Here is a 21,229-nt window from a genome sequence, read left to right on the forward strand (position 1 = left end):
GCTCGCTGCTGCGATGCCCCTGTTTTTTTGCACGCGATCTGTCCTTGCGGACTGAGGTGCAACGAGCGGGTCGGGAGCAATCTGTGCTGTAGAAAGTGCAAGGTACACAAAACCGGAGACTTTTACTACTTTTGCTTAGTTGCTGTGTCATCTCCTATAGGTAGAAATGACGCCCGGTGCTTGTTAGCTTAAACTGCCGGATGTGGGATGGGGTTTAGTGGCGTGAAAGGTTGCGCGGATGACTCACCTTTAATTTATTGTATGTTGAATATGTGCTTTCAGAAAATTGTTTTCTCAGGGCTGTACTACACTTAAGTCATAAGCCCCCTCTGGTTTCGGGGTCAAAAAATTATGTTTGCTGAATTTCGCGCCCTTTATCCCGCTGGACAGTTAATTTGTGAGTTGGTGACTGTTCATCACGGTAAGTTTGTTGTTCGCTGTCTGGTTCAGGTTGACGGCAAAACTCTTGCTACGGCTATGTCGGCTGCTGAGTCTGTTGAGGATGCGGAAGACCGCGCCCGGTTGCGAGCGATCGCTGTTCTTGGATTTACTGCGCCCGATCGTGCGATCGCGAGTGTTGATCCGGCTCCGGTTGCTCCGGTTGCTCCGGTTGCTTCGGTTGCTGCTGTTCCCCCTCCTGCTGCTGCTGTTCCCCCTCCTGCTGCTGCTGTTCCCCCTCCCCCTCCTGCTGCTGTTCCGGTTCCTGTTGGGCCGACAAGTGTTCCTCTTCCGGTTCTAGAAATGCCTGTTGCTGATAAATTGCCTGAAACAGATCAAAGCAATTTTGTCAAGACTGAAGCGAAATTAAATGAAGAGCCGATCGCACCTGTACCGGAACCGCTGCCTCCAAAGGTTGATCGGGCGGAGGCTACTGGGTTTGTACCAAAGCAGTTAGACTCGGACGCTTGGCTTTCTTCTAGCTACGGCGAACCACTTGAGGAACTGGAGGTGCCGACTTCTAGCCAAAGTGAAGTGTTACAGGGTGCGGCCGAAGTCAGGGGATTGCAACCGATCGCAGTGGGAATTCCCAGCGATGCGATCGAGGATAATTCTGATACGATCGCCGAAATAGACGCCATCCTCAAACGCCTGCAATGGAAGAAAAAACAGGAAAGCGACTGTCTGGAACAAAATTACGGCAAGTCGTCGCAGAGAGAGCTTTCTAGCGAACAGTTGGTAGATTTCCTAGAATATCTGGAAATCTACAGCAGAACTACTGAGGAAATCAAGCGGTTGGGCTGGACAGCCAACCAAGGAAAAGATTATCTCAAACAAGGTTATGGCAAAGAAGCGCGCCACTTCTTAAATCAAGTAGAATTGCTCGACTTTCTGCAATATCTCGAATCTTTGCCCTAGTAATTATGTAGGGTTTCTAGGTGTGATATCCTTTCCGGTTACACCGGAATGATGTTGACTGTTGACGGTTGACTGTTCACTGTCAACCGTCAACAGTCAACAGTTAACTCGAATTTACTATTCCGATGCTAACGGATTTGATATGACTGTTAAAAATTAAAAATCAAAAATGAAGAATATTTCCTCATTTTTGATTTTTAACTTTTTATTTAGACGACAGCGGCGATCGGGCGGCTGGCGGAAGGACGGCGATCGATCACTTGATCGACTAATCCGTAGTCCTTTGCTTCTTCAGCGGACATGAAGAAATCCCGTTCGGTATCTTCTTCAATGCGGGAAAGCGGCTGACCGGTATGGTTGGCAAGATGTTCGTTCAGGCGGCGTTTGTGGTACAAAATTTCTTTGGCCTGAATTTCAATATCGGTTGCTTGTCCTTGAGCTCCGCCTAGAGGTTGGTGGATCATAATCCGGGAGTGAGGCAAACTCATCCGCTTGCCTTTAGCGCCGGCACTCAATAGGAAAGCGCCCATGCTGGCGGCCAAACCGAGACAAATAGTGCAAATGTCGGGGCGGATGTGGTTCATCGTGTCAAAAATGCCCATACCTGCTGTTACCGAACCCCCTGGGGAGTTGATATAGAGGTAAATATCTTTCTCCGGGTCTTCGGCGTCTAAAAATAGCAATTGGGCAACGATCAGGTTAGCCAAGTCTGAGTCAACCTGTTGGCCCAAGAAGACGATGCGATCGCGCAGGAGTCGCGAGTAAATGTCAAAGGCGCGTTCGCCGCGACCGGATTGTTCTATAACTGTTGGGATCATTGACGCCTGCCTGCCTATTACGTATCTTTTTTTAATTTTAGCGATTAGGGCTCAGTTATAGTTAGCGATCGGTGGCGTGCGAACGAGAAATCGGCAAAATCCTTTAGCTGGGCGGGGTTGGGGCGGTAATTTGTGGAAGTTGTGGCGGGGGTGCGATCGGATTTCCGATCCAAGGGCGATCGATGTTGAGGAAGCGGACATCAATAAACGTTAAATGTTGTTATGTGGCGATCGTCTCATTGCGATAACTGAAATCGCTCGATCGCGGCTGACACTAGGAAAATAGTCTAGAAACTCATTTAGCCAATCACCAGCTTCGAGACAATCAAGCAGAGTTTTCATCGGGACGCGAGTGCCGATTAAGACAGGAGTTCCCCCTAGAATGTCGGGGTCGCTATAAATGATAGGTAGTGTAGAGGTTATATAAAAATCTTCGGGAGTCATGAATCTGATGACGGTGGGCGATCGTCCAATTCTACTAAAGCTACTTTTACACAGGCGCGAACAGCACTCCAATCACGTTCGGATAAATGCCCAATCAAAATCAGGTTGGCAGAAGGCGGTAAAGTAAGAATGAAACTGCGGAAAACAGATACAATTCTCAAACCTGCGGATGCCCAATCTTGCAGAGTATAGTCAGTAGAGCCAAGATTTGTTGTCTGGGTAGTGATTAACCCAACTATGAAATCAGGGCGGTTTCTATGATAAGTAGTAGAGGACAAAACCACAACAGGGCGACGTTTAACACCTGTGACACCAGGAAAATCTGCTGTTACTACATCACCAGGATTGAATTTCACTAATCCATCTCCTCACTCTCCGGGAAAAGTGTAGCTGCGTATTGCAAAGAAAAGGTTGTTACATCGAAACAATCTTCCTCACTCCAGGTATCACTTTGTTCGACGACAGCGACATTATGCTGTGATAACTCGTTGAGGATCAGAGTTGCCAAGCGTAACCGTTCCGTTGGTGACAAAGTGTGGACAACTTGAATATAGATTTCTTGAGCAGTAGTCGGCATAAAAAATCCTCCTGCCTTCAATTGTAACCTAAACAGGCGTCCCGATCGGAAGATAGCCCTTTTCTCATATCATTAGAAGAGGTATATCCACTACAGACGAAACTACTCAAATTTTAATCTGCCAACCTCGGCGGTACATTCCATACAAAATTAACCACCAAAATAATACCGCAGTCACGGCAAATGCTAGAGAACCATTCAGCGGCCCCGCCCACGGCACAAACCAGTTTTCATAAATCCAACTGTAAGTTGTTGGAGCATTTTCACCAGTACCGATATGAGTTTTCAACAGGATTCTGGCGACAATACCGGAAGCAACAAACAGGAAAATTGCATTCACTCCCATGATTTCAAACGGCCGCCCCCATTTCCAATTCCGCACTTCTGTTGTTTCGTAGCAAAATGCTAGCAATAGCAACGCCCAACCAGCAGTAAAAACTACATAGGAACTTGTCCAAAGTTGTTTGTTGATCGGAAATAAAAATCCCCACAAGTGGCCGATTACCACGCAACAGAGGCCACAGATTGCTAAGTTGATACTGGTGCGGGTTTTGATTTGCTGCACGCGCAGCCACTCTCCTGTAAAGTAGCCGATCAGGACTGTGACAACTGCGGGTAAAGTGCTCAACAGTCCTTCTGGATCGAAGGGGCCGCCTTTGTACAGGTGTTGGCTACCGAGAATTAGCCGATCGACATATCCCCCTAAATTTCCTTCTGGCGTGAGTTCGCCGGCAGTGTACCCCCCTACAGCAAATACGGTTAGTGCGCCCCAATAGCCCAAAAGCACGGCAACAGCGAGCAGTTTTTGATTGCGGGGGGAAAGGTTGAGAATGGCGATCGCAGTGATGAAATAAGCTAAGCCGATGCGCTGCAATACTCCCATGATGCGGATTTTACCGAAGTTTTCCACGGGGGCGTTGTTGAGAAGTACGTCAAGGGCGATCGAAGATGTATTTAGCAGCAATCCTAATATAAATAGAATCGCGGCGCGACGCGCAATTCGCCAGTAAATATTTGAATAAGGAAGAAGGGATAAGGAAGAAGGAAGAGGATTTTTGGCGGATTCTGATTTTTGCTTTGTTTGTGTAATTATTGAGGTTTCTCTTCCGGTTTTTGGATAATTTTGAATATATTTAGACAGCGAGAAAGACATCGCGCAGCCAACGATGAACAAGAAAAACGGAAATATTAAGTCTGTCGGGGTGCAGCCGTGCCATTCTGCGTGTTCTAGCGGTGGATACACCTGTTCCCAACTACCGGGGTTGTTGACTAGAATCATGGAGGCGATCGCAATTCCGCGAAAAACATCAAGGGATTTGAAGCGCATAAATTAAGTTATTTGTTCACTGTTCACTGTTCGCTGTTCACTGTTCACTATCATAGCGGATGCCCATTTCCTAATTCTTTTCGGCCCAATTTCCAATGCCCAATGCCCAATGCCCAATGCCCAATTACCCATTAGCTAAATTTCAATACCTTCCAGAGTCATAATGACTGCATTTTTCATCAACATATCGCAGCGTTCTGCATAAAAAGATGCTGCCTTATCATACTTATTGATTTGCAAAACGCGCAGAAACATTTGCCTTGCTTGCGCGAATTGCTGCTGGTAGTGAAAAAAAATCCCCTGTTCAAAATAAGTTTGAGTTTGTGCTTTTAGTTCGATCATGGCCGCCGAGTCGCCATCGTAAATTTCAAATACAGCAACAGGTGTTTGTTTTCCTTTGACTTGAACGCGATCGAGAAACCGGCACTTGTAATGTTGAGGATCGTCTATCCGGCAAAGGGTTTGGACGCTAGCTACAATAGCCACCCCATAAAGCTTTGTCAATCCTTCCACGCGGGAAGCTAAATTAACGGCATCAGAAATCACCGTACTTTCCATTCGTTCCGCTTCGCCAATCGTACCTAACATTAAAGTCCCCGTATGCAAACCAATCCCTATCGAAATAGGTTGATAGCCACTGTTTTGCCTGTGTCTGTTATAAATTTTAACTTGCTGCTGCATCTCAATTGCTGCTTGCACAGCATCTTCAGCCCTGTTAGGAAACAAAGCCATAATCCCGTCACCAATATATTTATCTATAAAACCGTTGTACTCGCGGATAACTGGGCCAACTCGGCTTAAGTAAGAGTTAAGAAATTCAAAGTTTTCTCGGGGAGACATACTTTCTGACAGACTTGTAAATGAGCGAATGTCGGCAAACATAATCGTCATTTCTGCTTGTACAGAGTCTCCTAGTCTGGCATCAACGATGCTTTCTCTTTTGAGAAACTTCAAAAATTCACGGGGTACAAAACGGGCTGATGCGGCTGCAATTTTTTCTAGTTCGCTTTTGCTGGATTCGATTTGATTGAGCGATCTAAATGCTCTCAGTGCGGTGACTACTGTGGTAAATAATTTTTTGTTAGTAAGTTCTGTTTTGGTTTTGTAATCATTGATATCGTAGCTGACAATTACTACATCTTCTGGTACTTGTCCGGGCTGTCCAGTGCGTAAAATAATCCGCACTACTTGATTATTTAAAATATCGCGGATGTATTTAACTACTTCCAAGCCTGCTTCTTCTGTTTCCATAACTACATCGAGTAAAATCAATGCTATGTCGTAGTTATTTTGGATAATTTCTTTAGCTTCTTTTCCTGAGTAAGCGCTGATAAAGGTTATACTTTTTCCTTCAAATTTAAAATCGTTTAACGCTAGTTTAGTAATATTGTGAATTTCTATTTCATCATCTACAATTAATATTTTCCAACTTTCTTCTAGCGGTTTTTGTTCCGCCTCGTCTTCCTCGGCAAATATTAATTCATCGTCGCCCGCCGCGATTAATTCGTCATCGCCCGCAGCCAACAGGTTTTTACTAGCTTCTGACATATATCGTTCTCCTATATAAAACTTATATCCATGTTGGCGGTCTAATAACTAATTGCTCATTTTAGCGGGAAATTCAATCATAAATCTTGTGCCTTTATTTACTTGACTTGTGCAGCTAATTGTGCCTTTTAGTTTTTGAGTAACAAGGTTATAAATAATGTGCAATCCCAATCCCGTGCCTCCCTGACCTCTTTTGGTGGTAAAAAACGGTTCAAAAATTTTACTGAGATTTTCTGGGTCAATTCCTTTGCCGTTATCGGCATATTCAAATATTAGCCGATCGCCCTCTAGTCTGAAATCAAAAGCCAGAACTCCTTCGTCTTCTCCATCGTAGGCGTGAAGTAGGGAATTCAACACCAGATTTGTCACAATTTGACACACTACGCCGGGGTAACTGTCCACTACAATATTTTCATCACACTTAATCTGTATTTTGTGCTTAGTTCTTCTTAGTTTGGCTGTTAAGGATGTCAAAATTTCCTCTAGATAGTTTTTAACATTAAACGTGCGTTTTAACTCGCTTGACTGATCCACAGCTACTTCTTTAAAACTGTGAATCAAGTCGGCTGCCCGCGTGAGGTTAGATAAGATCATATTACTGCTTTGCACGGCGGTATCCAGAAACTTTTCTAACTCGGAACGTTTTATTTGGCCGTTACTGTAAACCTCAAAAAACTTTGTGGCTTTTTCAGCAAGCAGGGAGGCGGCGGTGATGCCGATGCCGATGGGAGTATTGATTTCGTGGGCCACACCTGCAACCAACCCTCCGAGGGCAGCCATTTTTTCCGATTCTACCAGTTTATTTTGAGCCGATTTTAAGTCTTCTAAAGTTTGGGAGAGCTCGGAGGTACGCTGCTGTACTAAATTTTCGAGATTGTGATTGAATTGGTGCAAGTTGGCGTAAAGTTGGGCGTTTTCGATGGAGATAGAAATTTGAGAAGACAGGAGTTTTAATATTTCTAACCTGTCTGGTGTAAAAGCGCCTGTAGTCAGATTGTTTTCTAAATATAGAATGCCCGTGAGTTGGCCTTGATTAATTAACGGAGTGCAAAGAATTGATTTAGGCTGAACGGCTATTATATAGGGTGTGCGAGTAAATTGTCCTTCGCGGTTGGCATCGTTTAAAACTATACTTTCCTGGGTGCGGGCGACGTAATTCACAACTGCAACTGCCAGCAAAGTTACTTCTCGATCGTCGGCTACAAAATCTATCGGAATTGATTGCATGACAGCAACGCGATCGCCATCTACAGATCCTGATGCTTCAATCACCCATTGACCCTCTTTTTCTAGTATTAAAAAGCCTGTTTGCGCCCCCGCATTTTCAATAACAATTTTCATCATTTTTGCCAGCAGTTTGTCTAGAACTATTTCGCCTGCTAAGGTTTGCGATGCTTTAACTGCTGTGGTCAAGTCTAGCACGCCTGCACTGTCGTTCGTAGTGGAAGCGCTGCTGGTAGATTTGTGAGTTTCAATATTAGTTGAAATCGAGCTTGAAGTTAGCAAGTGCGAGTATTTCGATTCTAAATGCGCTGCTTTGGCTGTTGCTCCCCAGCGCTGATAGCAATAACGCGCTTCTGTCAAGTAAGTTTTAGAATTTTTTTCTCGTCCTATGGATAGATAAAATGCTCCTGCCAATTCTGCTGCTAGTGCTTGTATTTGTATGTATCCGTTTTCTTGGGCTCCTTCAATTGCGCGATCGTAATATTCCATGGCTCTCTCAACATTGCCCAAAACACGCGCTTTTTCTGCCGTAAGTAAGTCGCATTTGTGCTGAAGATTCATGGGCGCCGAAAGCGCTTTTTGTTGCAGTTTTTTCCGGTTACTGACAGCGTAAAAAATATGCTCTTCTTGTTCCTCATTTGTCGCAGATGGATAGGCTGCTAGGCGGGCTAGAGAATCGTAGAACTGGTATTCAGAAACATTAATAAAGCCTGCAACTCCGTCTAAATATACTTCGGCTTGCGCTGCATTTTCTAGCGCTGTAGCGGTATCTCCAAATAAATACGCTAGTATTAATTTTTGCAAATAAAAGTGCTGTAGTCCCACCCGATCGTTAGCTTTCAACAGCAGCGACAACAATTTTTCTTCGCTGTATGCTTCACCTAATACAAGATGTGAACTTTCCAATTGTCCCATCAATTTCAAAATAGTTTGCCGATATATTTGATTCCAAGTCAATACAGTTTCTTGCTTCAGTTGAAACAGCAAATGGTTGTAACTTACCATTTTCCGTTCCAGTTGTGGCAATTCTTGACCGATGAAATACAAAGACTGACAAATATTTACGGCTGCATATCCAACACATTCTAAATCCCCATTTTGTAGCGCGCTTTGATAGGCATCCTCTAATAGTGGCAAAGAGTCTTTAACGTGATGCTTGCCGTTCATCAAAATGAATGCTACTAAATTAAGCGTTTTGCTTTTGAATTCTAACGCATTTAATCTATCGCTCAAATTTAAAGCTAATTGACCGAAGCGATCGCCCGACTCAATATCTCTAACTATTCCTTTTAAAATTGCTCCGTAATTAGCATAACCGAAGGCAGAAAAAGTAGAGTTTCCGTAATTAATAGATAAATTAACTTGCTCGCACACAATCAGCGGCAGCAGCACAGGTTCAACTATAAATGTAGCTGACAACATACTGGAAAGCACGCGCATAGTTGCTAATTTGTGCGGATTTGTCATAATCGGCAAGTTAATTAAATCTTCTATTTTTTTGTCGGTTAAATAAGCTGCTGTTTTAGCCAGTGCTTGCTGAATGTGGAGGGGAATCGGCGATTCTGGAAAGTTGATTCCTAACATTTTTAGTGCTTCCCGACCAATTTTTACCGATTCTTGGAGTTGGGTTTGCATCGCACAAGCTATGATCCTGATTTCAAACACTTTGATTTTGTCTAGTTCATTTTTTGCGTGTTGCAGGACAATTCTCGCCCATTTTTCCATTGGTTCAAAGTCGGTATTGAGGTAAGCTGCTTCTGCTGCTGACTCGTAGAGTGCAAGAGTCAAGTCGTAGTCAGTTTGCCAACTTTCGGGGGGAAGCAGTTCAATACCTGCGGTTAAATATTTGAGGGCAAGTTCGTAAGCTGCACTTGCTTTTGCTTTGCGGCCTGCAATTAAATTTAATTGGCATAATTGAAATTGTTCTAATTGGCTGCTGATGATTCCTTTGGCAGAATTTAGTTGGTTGACGGTATCAAAAATATGCTCTTCTAATTGCTCTGGCGGTGCATTTTGTAGTAAAAAATTACCTATTTTTAGATGAATTTCTTGTTTTTGATAATCGGATATTAAAGCATAAGCTGCTTGCTGCACTCGCTCATGCAAAAATTTGTAAGTTGCGCTAGGGACATCAGCCACTGGTAGGGAAAATTTATCGGTAAAGTCTCTAGATATTGTGTCTGTTACTTCTGTGCTTGCTGCTAGTGCAATGGGAATTTTGTAGGCGTTATTCACGAGCAAAATCAGACCGGACTGAAGTGCCTCCCCGAGGTCTGTTGCTGCGGAAGCCAGAGGTTTTTCGGCGAGTGTCGAGAGAATTTTTAAATCAAATTTGTTCCCAATACAAGCGGCTAATTTAAGCAGTTCCTGGGTATTTTCTGAAAGTTTCTGAATGTTATCTATCATTAATTCTACAACATTGTCAGTTATTCCCATTTCTTGTATTTGTTCGATATCCCACTGCCACTCGCCTGTGATATGGCATTTTTTTACAATTTGCTCTGAGATGGGTTGCGCTAAGGCCGACAGGTTAGGTTCAGCTAGCTCGACCACATTACTCGAGGGTGAAAGTTTAAATTTAATTAAACTTTTTGAGTAAATAAATTTTATTAATTGAGTTAAAAAGAAGGGATTTCCAGCGGTTTTTCGCAACAGCAATTCTGCTAAACTTCGGGATTTTTCGGGGGCGCAGTTCAAAGTATCGGCAACAAATTGGTTGACGCTGCTTATATCTAAAGGCGAAAGGGCGATCGCCCTCACAGTACCGCCTGCTTTTTTAATTGCTTCGGCGGTCAGCATTAGGGGATGATTTGCATCTACTTCCTGCTCTCTATAAGCTCCAATTATTAATAAATATTGAGTTCCCAGGTCAGTGGCTAGCAGTTCTATTAACTTGAGAGATGCTGAATCGACCCACTGCAAGTCGTCCAAGAAAATTACTAGGGGGTGTTCTTTTTGAGCAAAGACGCGGATGAAGTTTTGAAATACTAAATTAAAGCGATTTTGAGACTCATTTGCTCCTAAATCTGGGACGGGGGGCTGCGGCCCGACAATCAGTTCTACTTCGGGAATAGCTTCAATAATTACTTGGCAGTTGCCGCCGAGTGCTTTTAAAATTTTTTCTTTCCAAAGATGGATTTCTGCGGCATTTTCTGTGAAAATTTGCCGCAACAAATCTTGAAAAGCTTGGAGCAAAAAAGCGTAGGGAATATCGCGCTTAAATTGCTCAAATTTGCTGTCAATAAAATACCCGTTTTCCCGCCGACTCGGCTTGTAAACTTCATATACTAACGACGATTTGCCCACACCTGCAGAACCAGAAATCAGCACGATTTCTGTATTACCCCGCCTCATCCGCTGGAAGATACTGAGAAGCATATTAACTTCTGCTTCTCGCCCGTAAAACTTTTGGGAAATTTGCAGGTGACTTGACTGATCTTGCTCGCCGAGGGTTATGTGGGAAATTTCGCCTGTAGTTTGCAGTTGAACGAGACAATTTTCCAAGTCGTACAAAAGTCCGAAAGCACTTTGATACCTGTCTTCGGCTGTTTTTGCTAAGAGTTTTATGACGATATCGGAAACGACTTGAGGAATCTCCTTGGTTCCTACTTGATTGATTCTGCCTTCGATGCTTCTGCTTCCTACTTTTTGCTTTCTGTTTTCACAAGGAGAAACTGGCGTTTTGGCAATATGGCAGTGTACTAATTCCATGGGATCGATCGCCTTAAAAGGCAATTCGCCACAAAGCATTTCATAAAAGGTGACGCCTAAAGAATAAAAATCGGTGCGGTAGTCGATCGCCCGATTCATGCGTCCCGTTTGTTCAGGAGACATATAGGCGAGAGTGCCTTCGAGTAAATGGGGATGGCTGGGGGCGGGGTTTTCGCCCGGTAGCAGGGAGGCGATCGCAAAATCAGCTATCTTGACATCTCCTGTCTCGATATTGACAATAATATTGCTGGGTTTAATATCCTTATGGATGATGTGGTGTTCGTGGAGTTGCCCAATAGTTTCTGCTAGTTTGATGCCAATATGCAGAAATTGTTGTAACTCTAGCTGGTTGTTGCTGAGAAACTCTTTTAGGGAAAGCCCACCAAAATCTTCTAAAACTAAAACAGGAAAGTGATTGTATGTTTCTATTTTGTAAAGCTTGACTATTCCGGGTAAATTCAAATTTTTAAGAATTTCGGATTCGTGCAGCAGTTGGGATATTTGCGCTGGGTTAGGGTATGGCGGCGTGAGAGTTTTGAGGATAACGGGTTTTTGTTCCTCAAGCTGCATCCCTCGATAAATAACTGTGTGAGGGTTTGTATAAAGTTCTTCATCAATGCGGTATCCAGGGATAAAAATCATGATATTTGGGGGTAATTTGAAATATCTGGTTATACAATTTTAAATGTTAGATTGGGAATGATTGATGACATAAGGTTTTGGATCAGACGTACAGTTGCATTCTTTTTTGCCACAAGTATTATTAAGTAAGTGGAAATACACATCGCGCTCTAGTGCGGTTTTTACGGCAGTAAACTGGCTACTATTATATAGCTGAGCTAAAACCATCCCTAAAGAGTTCTCCTCGATACTTTTTTTGTCGCTTATTTACTTATCTATATTTTAGTCTTCAAAAAATCAGAAGTCGCACTTTGCTATCCCGCCAGTGGCAAAATAAATGGGTGCTTGCAAATCAACAGCTAAAATCTAAAAAAATCATGCAGAATATAACTGCCTCAAATCCAGCTAATGCGACCGATCGCGCTTTTGGCACCGCAGACATTCAATTGCTGGTAGTGGATATAGACGGCACGATCGCAGGTTTGTCAAATACCATCCGAGAACCAGTCAAGCAGGCAATTTTGGCTGCCGAGTCGCGGGGAGTGAAAGTGGCCGTCGCTACGGGCAGGATGTACCGCTCAGCTTTGCGTTTTCACCGCGACATCGGCTCAACATTGCCACTGATTTGCTACCAGGGCGCGTGGATTCAAGATCACGCTACTCAAAAACGGCTGCGGCACTTGCCGCTGTCGAAACAAACTGCTCTGCAACTGTTAGATTATTTTGAAGAACCGCATTTGCGACCGCTGCTTTCGATCCATTTCTACATTGACGACCAACTTTACGTGCCGGAAATTACCGCAGCTACCCGAATTTATGCCGAAAGATCGGGCATTGAACCAATGGTGATTAAAGATTTGCGGCGAGATCTTCCGGGGGAACCGACGAAAGTTTTGGCATTGTGCGAGAATCCGGGGATACTCGACGGCTTGCTCAGCAGTATGCGGCAGCGCTACACGCCTGCGGAGCTTTATTTGACTCGATCCGTTGCTACTTTTTTTGAAGCTACGCATCCTTTGGCGAATAAGGGAGATGCCGTGCAGTATGTAGCGGAGGAACTTTTGGGTTTGCAGGCGGCGAACGTGATGGCGATCGGCGACAATTTTAATGATGTAGAAATGATTGCCTACGCGGGTGTGGGCGTGGCGATGGGCAATGCTCCTGATGGCGTGAAGGCTGCTGCTGATTGGGTGGCGCCGGATGTGGAGGAAGATGGGGTGGCGGCTGCGATCGAACAATTTGTTTTGGGCGATCGTTGATATTTGTAGCACCAATACCGCAGGGGCGAGTTTGCCAACATCTGGAAAAAATCTAGAGCGACCCGCCCCGACCCAGCGACAATTTATTATTATATAACTGTCTAGTTTTGACTTCTATGCAATCAAATTTTGACGATCTAAAAAGATCCACATTTTCGGATTTTTCCCGATCGAGTGGAGTCAATTACTTTTTTTGCAAGATCAGAATATTTATTTAACGAACCGCGAAGACGCTAAGAACGCGAATGAAGAATGGAAGAAAGCGGGGCGGGCTTACCGAGCTTCTGGATGTGAATTATAGATAATTTAAAACTCTTAAAAATGCCTTGCAACAGAAAAAGCACCGACGACTGGCCGTGTTTCGTCTCGGTGCTTCTTCTGGTTCGCTCCTCACACGTCCATCAATATAGCTGACTCACTAAATTGTGTCAATACTTTTTCCAAAAATTGTTTTTTGAGTCGGCGGCTTCCGGGGTGTCGGTGCGGTGGAGCGAGGCAAAACTTTTGCACTGCAAGGGTTTGACTCGATCGCCCAAGGGTGGCCTCGATCCGAAAAATTTTACTTCACTTCCTGCAGCCAGTCCAAAATCAGAGCGTTGACTTCACTGGGCCGCTCGTCGTGGGGACAGTGGCCTGTGTTGGGAATTGAAACAAATTTCACTGGTTTATCGTTAGCGGCCAATTGTTGATAAATCTGGCTGCCGGCGATGGGCGTCCAGGGGTCGTCTGCGCCCCAAAGTACCAATAACGGACGATCGACTTTGGGCAGCAATTCTGAGGGTTGAGGGCCTGGAGGGGCTGTGAGAATCGAGGCAAACACTTGTTGAGCTCCGGGCTCGCAGGAGGGGGCGTGCAGGAGTTCTACGAGTTCGTCAGTGATGGCTTCGCGGTTCCCGTAGACTTGGCGCAGGGTGTTGCGGATGCGGTGTTTTTGGCGGATGTTGTTGAACATAAAGGGGCCGATCAGGGGCGATCGAACTAATTTAGTAAAAGTCCCCATCACTACTCGCAGCGGGAAATTTAGTTCGTCCGGCCGGTGGTTGAGCCCGCCGGCACAGTTGATTAAGACTGCACCTGCTGATATTTCTGGATGGTTGGCGACTACCATCAAACTCAGCAAAGCGCCGATCGAATTCCCGACAAATACCGCCGGTTCCTGTACCAGATCCGCCCAGAAATCAGTCAGCAATTCTTCCCACAATTCCAGAGTGTAATCTAGGGCTGGTTTGGCGGAAGCACCGAATCCCAGCAAGTCCAGAGCAAATACGCGATAGCCGCCGGCTGCGAGTACGGGGATATTTTGCCGCCAATGTCCGATCGAAGCCCCAAATCCGTGAATCAAGATCAGAGGGCGGCCGGTTCCTTGGACGGTATATTGGATTTTGTGACCTTTCCAAGTCCAAATTAATTTTTCAAAGCTGGTTGCAGATACTAATTGTTGTGCAGTCACGGCTATTATGTAAAGTTTCGTTAACTACTTTCATCATAGCAGAAGTCAGTAGTCAGTAGTCATGAATTATTGGTTATTGGTTATTGGTTATTGGTTATGTGTTATTAGTTATTGGTTATTGGTTATTTGTTGTAATACCCAATGCCCAATGCCCCATGCCCCATGCCCCATGCCCCATGCCCATTTTTACTTTTTTCGTAGCAACCAATAAGTCATCATATCCCCCTTACCTTTTACCGGAATCACGCCTCGCCTCTCAAACAAATACTTATCTTTCAAAAGCTCATAAGTAACATCAGTAACTTGAATGCTGCCTGCAAAACCCGTAGCTTCCATCCTCGCCGCTACATTCACCGTATCTCCCCACAAATCATACGTAAACTTGCTCACACCAATCACTCCCGCAACAACAGGCCCGGAATTGATGCCAACGCGAATTGCCAGTTTTTCCCCTGTCTCGGCGCACAACTTTGCTATTTTTGCCTGCATTCCCAGGGCCATTTGGGCGATCGCCTCGGCGTGATCCTGTCTCGGCGTAGGCAATCCTCCGACTACCATGTAAGCATCGCCAATAGTCTTAATTTTCTCCACACCGTACTTTTCAGCTAACTGGTCGAAGTGCGAAAAAATTACGTTCAAGCGCTTTACCAACTCCGTGGGAGACATTCTAGCAGACAACTCAGTAAAGCCAACAATATCAGCAAATAAAACACTTACTTGGGCAAAACTGTCGGCGATCGTGCTTTGCTCTGCCTTCAAGCGTTCTGCGATTGGTTTTGGTAAAATATTTAACAGCAACTTCTCGCTTTGTTCTTGTTGAACTTTTAGCGCTTCTTGCGCTAATTTGCGATCGGTAATGTCAGAAACAGTACCCTCATAGTAGAGCAGCTCACCTTTTGAATCTCGGACAGCCCGAACATTTTCTGACACCCAAATCCGGCGTCCGTCTTTGCGACATACCATAGATTCAAATCCCGAAACGGCATTTTCAGTATCCATAGCAGCCACAAATTCGAGGCGGCGTTCTGGGTCAACGTACAGTTGCTGAGCAATATTGTTAATCTCGGACATCAGTTCTTCTGGCGAGTCGTAACCGTACAATTTTGCTAAAGCTGGATTAGCGCTGATATAACCTCCTGAAGGCGTGCTTTGAAAAATGCCTTCCATCGCATTTTCTACAATGCTGTGATATTTTTCTTGGGCAATACGCAGCAATTCTTCTGCTTGTTTGCGCTGAATTAAAGAACCTAATTGAGTGCCGACAGCATTAAAAACGTCTATAAATCGTGCGTCTTTCCCACCAGACGAAATTTTAAAGAAAACTAGCACTGCCAATACTTCATCGCCTACCAAAATCGGCACGCCAAAACCCGCTTTGAATCCGAGTTCTAGTGCTATCTGACTTCTGAGAAAATGGGGGTAGCCCTTGGAAATATCTTCTACCCATTCCGGTTGCTTGGATGCCCAAACTCGTCCCGGCAGCCCTATATTCCGGGCAAATGTCAGTTGTTGACTTTGGGTGCGGAACGATTCCATGCTGGGGTTGCTGGCATACCAGCCCCGGGCAGATTGCAGCACAGTTCCTTCTGCATCGGGAATCCAAGCTTCTCCTACATCCCATCCGATTGTTTCGCCAACTTGGTGCAGAATTACTTCTAAAGCTGAGTGAAAGTCTACAGCTTCGCCGATCGCCCGCGTCGTTTCCAGCAAAAACCGGATTGATTCTTCAGCCCGCTGCCGTTCTGCGATTTCTTCCTGCAATCTAGAATTGCGATCGTGCAGTTCCCTAGCTTGCAGTTGCAGTTGGGATTGCAGCAAACGAAGGGAAAGTTGGTTTTGGACGCGGGCTAAAACTTCTTCTACTTGAAACGGTTTAGTAATATAATCTACTCCTCCTACTTGAAAAGCTTTAACTTTTTCCAGCACGTCATCTAGTGCACTAATAAAAATTACCGGAATATCTTTAGTTTGTTGGCTTAACTTTAACTTCTCACAAACTTCATACCCGTTCATTTGCGGCATATTAATATCTAGTAAAATTAGATCGGGAGGAGATATTTGTGCCCCTTGCAAAGCCAAGTGTCCGTTAATAGCCTTCCTGACATGATACCCGTGACATGTCAGCATAGTCGATAAAAGTCGCAAATTATCCGGCATATCGTCAACGATCAGAATGTCTTTAGGAGTCGCTGGTAATGGATGGTCGTTCATCATAATATAATTGAGTTAAATCGATAATGATATCTATCCGAAAATTATCGACTAAATCTGTTAAAGCGTTAGCGAGATTTGCCTCAGTTTCGGGAATTTCCTCGATCAGTTCGAGGATGCGCTGGTCATCTACACAAAGTGCTGCTCGGTGCAACTCGACCACCCAGTCTGTGGGCATTACACTCAAATCCTCGGTGGTCAAACTTTTAAGTAGCGTCGGTGTTGAAAAAGAAGTAGATAAGTTTTCTTTTTCATAAATATAACGCAGGTTGAGGTGATGCGCTATCTTTTCAAAGAGTACCTCTTCCCGAAACGGTTTACATATCAAATCGTTACAACCGGCAGACAAAATTATTTGTCGCTGCTCGTCAAAAGCACTGGCAGTCAAGGCAATAATTATTGGTTCTTTACCTTCTAGAGTTTTCTTAATCTGTCTTGTCGCTTCATACCCATCCATCACAGGCATCAGCATATCCATTAATATCAAGTGCGGCTTCCAAGTTGAATGCAAAACAATTGCTTCTTGACCGTTAGTTGCTTCCCGGACTTCAAATCCCAGCGGTACCAGGAGCTTAAGCAGCAGTTGGCGATTTTCCGCTACATCTTCAACTATTAATATCCGATAAGTTTCTTGTCCGGCTTCTAAAGCAATAACTTGTTTAATCGGCGGTTTTTCTTGTTCATCACTTTCTGTTACTATGTTAACCCAGATATTAAAGCTGAAAACTGTGCCTTGGTCGAGTTTACTTTCAACAGCAATATCACCTCCCATAATTCGGACAAACTGTTGGCTGATCGGCAAGCCCAGACCTGTTCCCTGCATCGATTTTCTACCCGTTTCGGTTTGTACAAATGGCTTGAATAATGTGGAAATTTCCGAGGGAGAAATGCCTGGACCCGTGTCGGCAATTTCAAAATACAATTGGGATATATTTTCTTCTATGGCGTCTTTTTCACCGTGCCTACTGACGCGCAAAGTAACGGTTCCGTGTTGAGTAAATTTAATTGCATTGCCGAGTAGGTTAATTAAAACTTGCCGCAATTTAGCTTCGTCTGTTTGAATGTACTGCGGCAAATCATCGGCATTTTCAAAGATTAGGTGCAAACCTTTTGAGTTTGCTTTTAGTTGCAGCATTTCTTTGAGACTGTTGAGAAGGTTGTAGAGATTGAAGCGGCTGGGATTGATGGTAATTTGACCGGCTTCAATTTTGGACATTGACAAAACATCATTGATGAGTTCCAGCAAATGTTCGCCGCTGCGGTTAATAATTTCTATGTATTCTTTTTGTTCTTCCGTGATAGAACTGTTGCGGGCCATGACTTGGGAAAAACCGAGAATGGCGTTGAGAGGCGTGCGGAGTTCGTGGCTCATGGAAGCTAGAAATTGGCTTTTGGCGCGGTTGGCAACTTCGGCATTTTCTTTGGATTTAATCAGTTCCATCGACTGCCTTTGAGTGCGGGCGAGCAATTCCGCTTGCTGTAATGCTACTCCTAGCTGAGTACCTACATCAACTACAACGTTGATTTCAGCTTCGCTCCACTGCCGGGGAGCTGAATTTTGATAGGATGCTAGTAATCCCCAGAGCGTTTTTCCGCAGAAAATTGGCACAATAATGTAGGATTTAGCTTGAAATTTTTCTAGCAAATTGATGTAACAAATATCGAATCCTTGCTTGTAAATGTTTGGGACACAAAGGTAAGTTGTACCTCGGCTGTAGGGCCCGCCTTGGGTTTCTTGCAAATAGGTATCGCGTACTTCTTGTGAGGGGCTATCTAATCCTTTGACGACGCAACGGTCGCTGTCTAAAGCGCCTTCAGTAAGGTGAGAATCGAGTTCCTGTGCTTGGATGAAAGAAACCCACTTCTGGTCACGGGATTCGGCTACAAATTCGCCGCTCCAGTCTGGATTGAAACGGTAAATGGCGACTCGATCGCACTTCAGGGTTTGGCGCAATTCTCGGGTTGTGGCGTGAAAAATTTCCCGAATATCTAAAGTTTGCCGCATTCTTTCAATGATGCGGGCGATCGCTCTTTGTCGTAAAGCACTTTCTTGCAGTTCGGTTTCTGCTTGCTTGCGTTCGGTAATATCTACAGCCATTAAAGCAATGCCGATCGCTGTACCGTTATCGTCAATTAGCTGAGTATTATACCACTCGCAGATGATAATTCTGCCGTCTTTAGTCAGATTTTCGGTAGTGCCGCTGGATTTGGCATTCAAGTCATGATTGAAAATCTCAGATAATTGCGGGTGGTAGCTTTCAGGTACGATCAAATCGGAGGCGACTCGACCAATCGCTTCTTGCTCACTGTAGCCAAAAATAGCAACGGCGGCGGGATTCCAAGTGATAATTTCTAAATTGAGGTTTAACTCGATAATTGCGATCGGGGTTTGCTGCAATAAAAACGAGATTCTTTGCTGCGATGCTAGCAGTTTCTCTTCGGCTAATTTGCGGTCTGTGATGTCATTAGCAGTGCCGAGAAATTGTTTGGGTTTACCATCTGCTGTTCTGAGAAATACTGTATCCCAACTGTGCAGCCACCGCCATTCACCGTTTTTATGTTTCATGCGGTATTGACATTCAATGACATCACCGTCTTTGGCTTGATCTACTTTGTGGAGGTTTTCAAAAAACTTTGGCAAATCGTCGGAGTGGAGCAGCGTTGGCATCATTGCTGTACCCATATCTTGTATTTCTTGGGCGGTGTATCCAAGTATCGTCGAAATTTGTCGGTTGGTATAAACATTCCGCTGTTCAATTACATCGTAAACGTACAATAGGTTCGGGTTGGAATCGGCGATCGCTTGAATGAAGTGCTGGCTCTCTCTGAGTGCGGATTCTGTTTGTTTGCGAACGCTAATATCTCTGGCTACGATAATTACTGAATCAGGAGTAAGCGGAGAAACTTTAGCGTCTAGGCAAACTTCGCGCTCTCCGATTTTAAAGCTATATTCAACATTGAGGGTTTGCTTCGTTTTTAGAGCTTGTTTGATGGCATTTAATACTAAATCTGCTATAGGTTGCGGCAAGACTTCATGAGCGGTTTTGTTAATCATTTCGCTGGGAGGTTTCACCAAATTTGTTGATGCTGTCGGGGCAATTTTGATGCAGCGCCCTTCTGCATTTCTCACTAAAACTGTGTCAGTCATGGCGGCAAAAATCGCCCGCAATTCTGTTTCAGATTCTTGCAAAGCTTGCTCGGCGCGGACACGGGTGCGAATTTCTGCTTGCAGCACTTTATTTTGCCGATCGAGCTGCTGAATTCGGTTTTTTTCTCGTTCGATCAGTTTAGCTTGAGCGATAGCGAGCCCTACTTGAGCCGCCACAGCTTCTAATAAGTCAATTTCTTCGGAAGTCCATTCCCGGTAACGATCGCACTGGTGCAAACAGATAGCGCCGTTTGCCATGCCTTGGTAGGAAGTGCGAATTGCCAGCATCGATTTTAACCCAACCTTCTGGCAAATCGGTTGAACAGCTTGCAACAGAGGGTCTGAATAAACATTGTTGGAGGCGATCGCCAGATCTTGTATCATCATTTGTATGACGTGAGGATTGCCCCAAATTGGAACAGGTACGTTCCGAATAGATTCGCACTCCGGTTCGAGATACTCTGCCGCCAGAGGAATATCCACTTGGGGAGTAGTAACGTAAGTATGAATCAAACAGCGATTGACGCTGAATGCCAGACCGATTTGAGTTGCAGCTATTTGAAATATTTGTTCTGGCTGCAAGCTTGAGCGAATTTCTTGAGTTATTTTGGCAATCAGCAATTCTCGCTGAACTCGCCGTTCTAGAGCAGCTTTAGCTCCAGCCATTTCTATTTCTGCGTGCTTGCGATCGCTGATATCAAAAAGTACGCCATACCAAACAATATCGCCATGATCGCGCATTTCTGGCCGAGCATTAGATTGCAGCCATTTGAGTTTACCCGACGGTGTAACAATCCGCCATTCACAGGCAAAAGGTTCTAAAGTTTGGGCGCTACTAACAATTTGTTTTACCAGATATTCGTGGTCATCTGGGTGATTTTGATCGAAGCACAAGTCTGGATTATTTAATATTTCCTCACTCTCTAATTCGTAAATATCCCTACAAGCATAACTAATATATTCAAATTTGAAACTTCCATCACCCTTCTTGGTAAATTGATAAAGAACTCCCGGTATATTTACCGCCAATTTCTGCAACCGCGCTTTACTTTCCCGCAGTGATTTTTCTGTTTGCTTGCGAAATTCTACCTCTTGTTGCAGTTGGAAATTCTGCTGTTTTAATTGTTTTGATAGCTGTTGTATAGTCAATTGACTTTCGATCCGCACTAAAACTTCTTCCACTTGAAAAGGCTTAGTAATGTAGTCAACACCGCCGGCTTCAAAAGCTTTGACTTTGTGAAAAATTTCATCAAAAACACTCAAGAAAATAACCGGAATTTCCTTCATTTTCTCGTTGGATTTCAGCCTGGCACAGACTTCATATCCGTTCATTTTAGGCATGGCAATATCTAGCAAAATTAAGTCGGGGAGAACGGTTAAATTAGCATTAACAGCCATTTCTCCCGAAATTGCCCGCTGAACTTTATACCCTTCTTTCGTCAATATGTTTGAGATAAAACGCAGGTTGTGGGGCTGATCATCAATAATTAAAATGTGAATATTTCCTTTATCAAATATCATTATTTTGTCTGATT

13 protein-coding genes are annotated in these 21,229 nt (G+C 44.3%); 3 read left to right on the top strand and 10 right to left on the bottom strand.

All coding sequences use genetic code 11. From position 1 onward, the window contains the following. The first annotated feature begins 351 nt into the window (after nucleotides 1-351). A complete protein-coding gene (locus tag NDI35_RS09820) occupies nucleotides 352-1,356 on the top strand; it encodes a slr1353 family protein (protein ID WP_445312571.1) in 1,005 nt (334 codons plus the stop codon). A 209-nt stretch (nucleotides 1,357-1,565) separates the two neighbouring features. On the opposite strand, the gene clpP is transcribed toward NDI35_RS09820, so the two are convergent. Beyond that, nucleotides 1,566-2,174 (bottom strand): ATP-dependent Clp endopeptidase proteolytic subunit ClpP, encoded by a 609-nt coding sequence (gene clpP / locus NDI35_RS09825; protein WP_006635758.1) that lies wholly within the window; start codon nucleotides 2,172-2,174, stop codon nucleotides 1,566-1,568. 76 nt (nucleotides 2,175-2,250) lie between these two features. Here clpP and NDI35_RS09830 point away from each other — a divergent pair, with 76 nt between their 5' ends. Further along, nucleotides 2,251-2,388, top strand: coding sequence for a hypothetical protein (locus NDI35_RS09830; RefSeq protein ID WP_445312572.1), 138 nt, complete (start codon nucleotides 2,251-2,253; stop codon nucleotides 2,386-2,388). Here NDI35_RS09830 and NDI35_RS09835 read toward each other — a convergent pair. The 6 genes from NDI35_RS09835 to NDI35_RS09860 all read right to left on the bottom strand — a co-directional run bounded on the left by NDI35_RS09835 (nucleotide 2,385) and on the right by NDI35_RS09860 (nucleotide 11,647). After that, nucleotides 2,385-2,618 carry a DUF433 domain-containing protein gene (locus NDI35_RS09835; protein ID WP_445312573.1) on the bottom strand — a complete coding sequence of 78 codons (234 nt, stop codon included), beginning with the start codon at nucleotides 2,616-2,618 and terminating at the stop codon, nucleotides 2,385-2,387. The two genes, NDI35_RS09830 and NDI35_RS09835, sit on opposite strands and share 4 nt — an antisense overlap. Continuing rightward, complete coding sequence (locus tag NDI35_RS09840) at nucleotides 2,615-2,974, bottom strand: type II toxin-antitoxin system PemK/MazF family toxin (RefSeq protein ID WP_333288938.1); 360 nt, start codon at nucleotides 2,972-2,974, stop codon at nucleotides 2,615-2,617. Before NDI35_RS09840 ends, NDI35_RS09835 begins: the two co-directional genes overlap by 4 nt. After that, entirely contained in the window at nucleotides 2,974-3,195 is a 222-nt protein-coding gene (locus NDI35_RS09845) for a hypothetical protein (protein ID WP_190741010.1), read from the bottom strand. Before NDI35_RS09845 ends, NDI35_RS09840 begins: the two co-directional genes overlap by 1 nt. Nucleotides 3,196-3,301: 106 nt before the next feature. Next, nucleotides 3,302-4,522: an acyltransferase family protein gene (locus NDI35_RS09850; RefSeq protein ID WP_445312574.1), complete on the bottom strand. Its 1,221-nt coding sequence runs from the start codon at nucleotides 4,520-4,522 to the stop codon at nucleotides 3,302-3,304. Between the two features lie 135 nt (nucleotides 4,523-4,657). Then, entirely contained in the window at nucleotides 4,658-6,070 is a 1,413-nt protein-coding gene (locus tag NDI35_RS09855) for an adenylate/guanylate cyclase domain-containing protein (RefSeq protein WP_445312575.1), read from the bottom strand. Nucleotides 6,071-6,118: 48 nt separating this feature from the next. After that, the gene (locus NDI35_RS09860; RefSeq protein WP_445312576.1) at nucleotides 6,119-11,647 is read right to left on the bottom strand and encodes a trifunctional serine/threonine-protein kinase/ATP-binding protein/sensor histidine kinase; all 5,529 of its coding nucleotides are present in this window, start codon (nucleotides 11,645-11,647) and stop codon (nucleotides 6,119-6,121) included. A gap of 356 nt (nucleotides 11,648-12,003) precedes the next feature. On the opposite strand from NDI35_RS09860, the gene NDI35_RS09865 reads away from it, so the two are divergent. Beyond that, on the top strand, nucleotides 12,004-12,885 hold the full coding sequence (locus NDI35_RS09865; protein WP_445312577.1) for a Cof-type HAD-IIB family hydrolase: 882 nt from the start codon (nucleotides 12,004-12,006) through the stop codon (nucleotides 12,883-12,885). A gap of 559 nt (nucleotides 12,886-13,444) precedes the next feature. On the opposite strand, the gene NDI35_RS09870 is transcribed toward NDI35_RS09865, so the two are convergent. From NDI35_RS09870 to NDI35_RS09880, 3 genes are all read right to left on the bottom strand, one after another. After that, complete coding sequence (locus tag NDI35_RS09870) at nucleotides 13,445-14,335, bottom strand: alpha/beta fold hydrolase (protein WP_445312578.1); 891 nt, start codon at nucleotides 14,333-14,335, stop codon at nucleotides 13,445-13,447. A 186-nt stretch (nucleotides 14,336-14,521) separates the two neighbouring features. Continuing rightward, nucleotides 14,522-16,549, bottom strand: a complete 2,028-nt coding sequence (locus tag NDI35_RS09875) for an adenylate/guanylate cyclase domain-containing protein (RefSeq protein WP_445312579.1) — start codon at nucleotides 16,547-16,549, stop codon at nucleotides 14,522-14,524. Continuing rightward, entirely contained in the window at nucleotides 16,515-21,215 is a 4,701-nt protein-coding gene (locus NDI35_RS09880) for a response regulator (protein WP_445312580.1), read from the bottom strand. Before NDI35_RS09880 ends, NDI35_RS09875 begins: the two co-directional genes overlap by 35 nt. Between the last annotated feature and the right edge of the window lie 14 nt (nucleotides 21,216-21,229).

It is taken from the genome of Microcoleus vaginatus FACHB-2002 (assembly GCF_040004035.1).
Classification (GTDB): domain Bacteria; phylum Cyanobacteriota; class Cyanobacteriia; order Cyanobacteriales; family Microcoleaceae; genus Microcoleus; species Microcoleus vaginatus_C.

Coding starts and splice junctions, on each gene's coding strand:
- NDI35_RS09820 (WP_445312571.1), top strand. CDS start 352: ATGTTTGCTGAATTTCGCGCCCTTTATCCCGCTGGACAGTTAATTTGT.
- clpP (WP_006635758.1), bottom strand. CDS start 2,174: ATGATCCCAACAGTTATAGAACAATCCGGTCGCGGCGAACGCGCCTTT.
- NDI35_RS09835 (WP_445312573.1), bottom strand. CDS start 2,618: ATGACTCCCGAAGATTTTTATATAACCTCTACACTACCTATCATTTAT.
- NDI35_RS09845 (WP_190741010.1), bottom strand. CDS start 3,195: ATGCCGACTACTGCTCAAGAAATCTATATTCAAGTTGTCCACACTTTG.
- NDI35_RS09850 (WP_445312574.1), bottom strand. CDS start 4,522: ATGCGCTTCAAATCCCTTGATGTTTTTCGCGGAATTGCGATCGCCTCC.
- NDI35_RS09855 (WP_445312575.1), bottom strand. CDS start 6,070: ATGTCAGAAGCTAGTAAAAACCTGTTGGCTGCGGGCGATGACGAATTA.
- NDI35_RS09860 (WP_445312576.1), bottom strand. CDS start 11,647: ATGATTTTTATCCCTGGATACCGCATTGATGAAGAACTTTATACAAAC.
- NDI35_RS09865 (WP_445312577.1), top strand. CDS start 12,004: ATGCAGAATATAACTGCCTCAAATCCAGCTAATGCGACCGATCGCGCT.
- NDI35_RS09875 (WP_445312579.1), bottom strand. CDS start 16,549: ATGATGAACGACCATCCATTACCAGCGACTCCTAAAGACATTCTGATC.
- NDI35_RS09880 (WP_445312580.1), bottom strand. CDS start 21,215: ATGATATTTGATAAAGGAAATATTCACATTTTAATTATTGATGATCAG.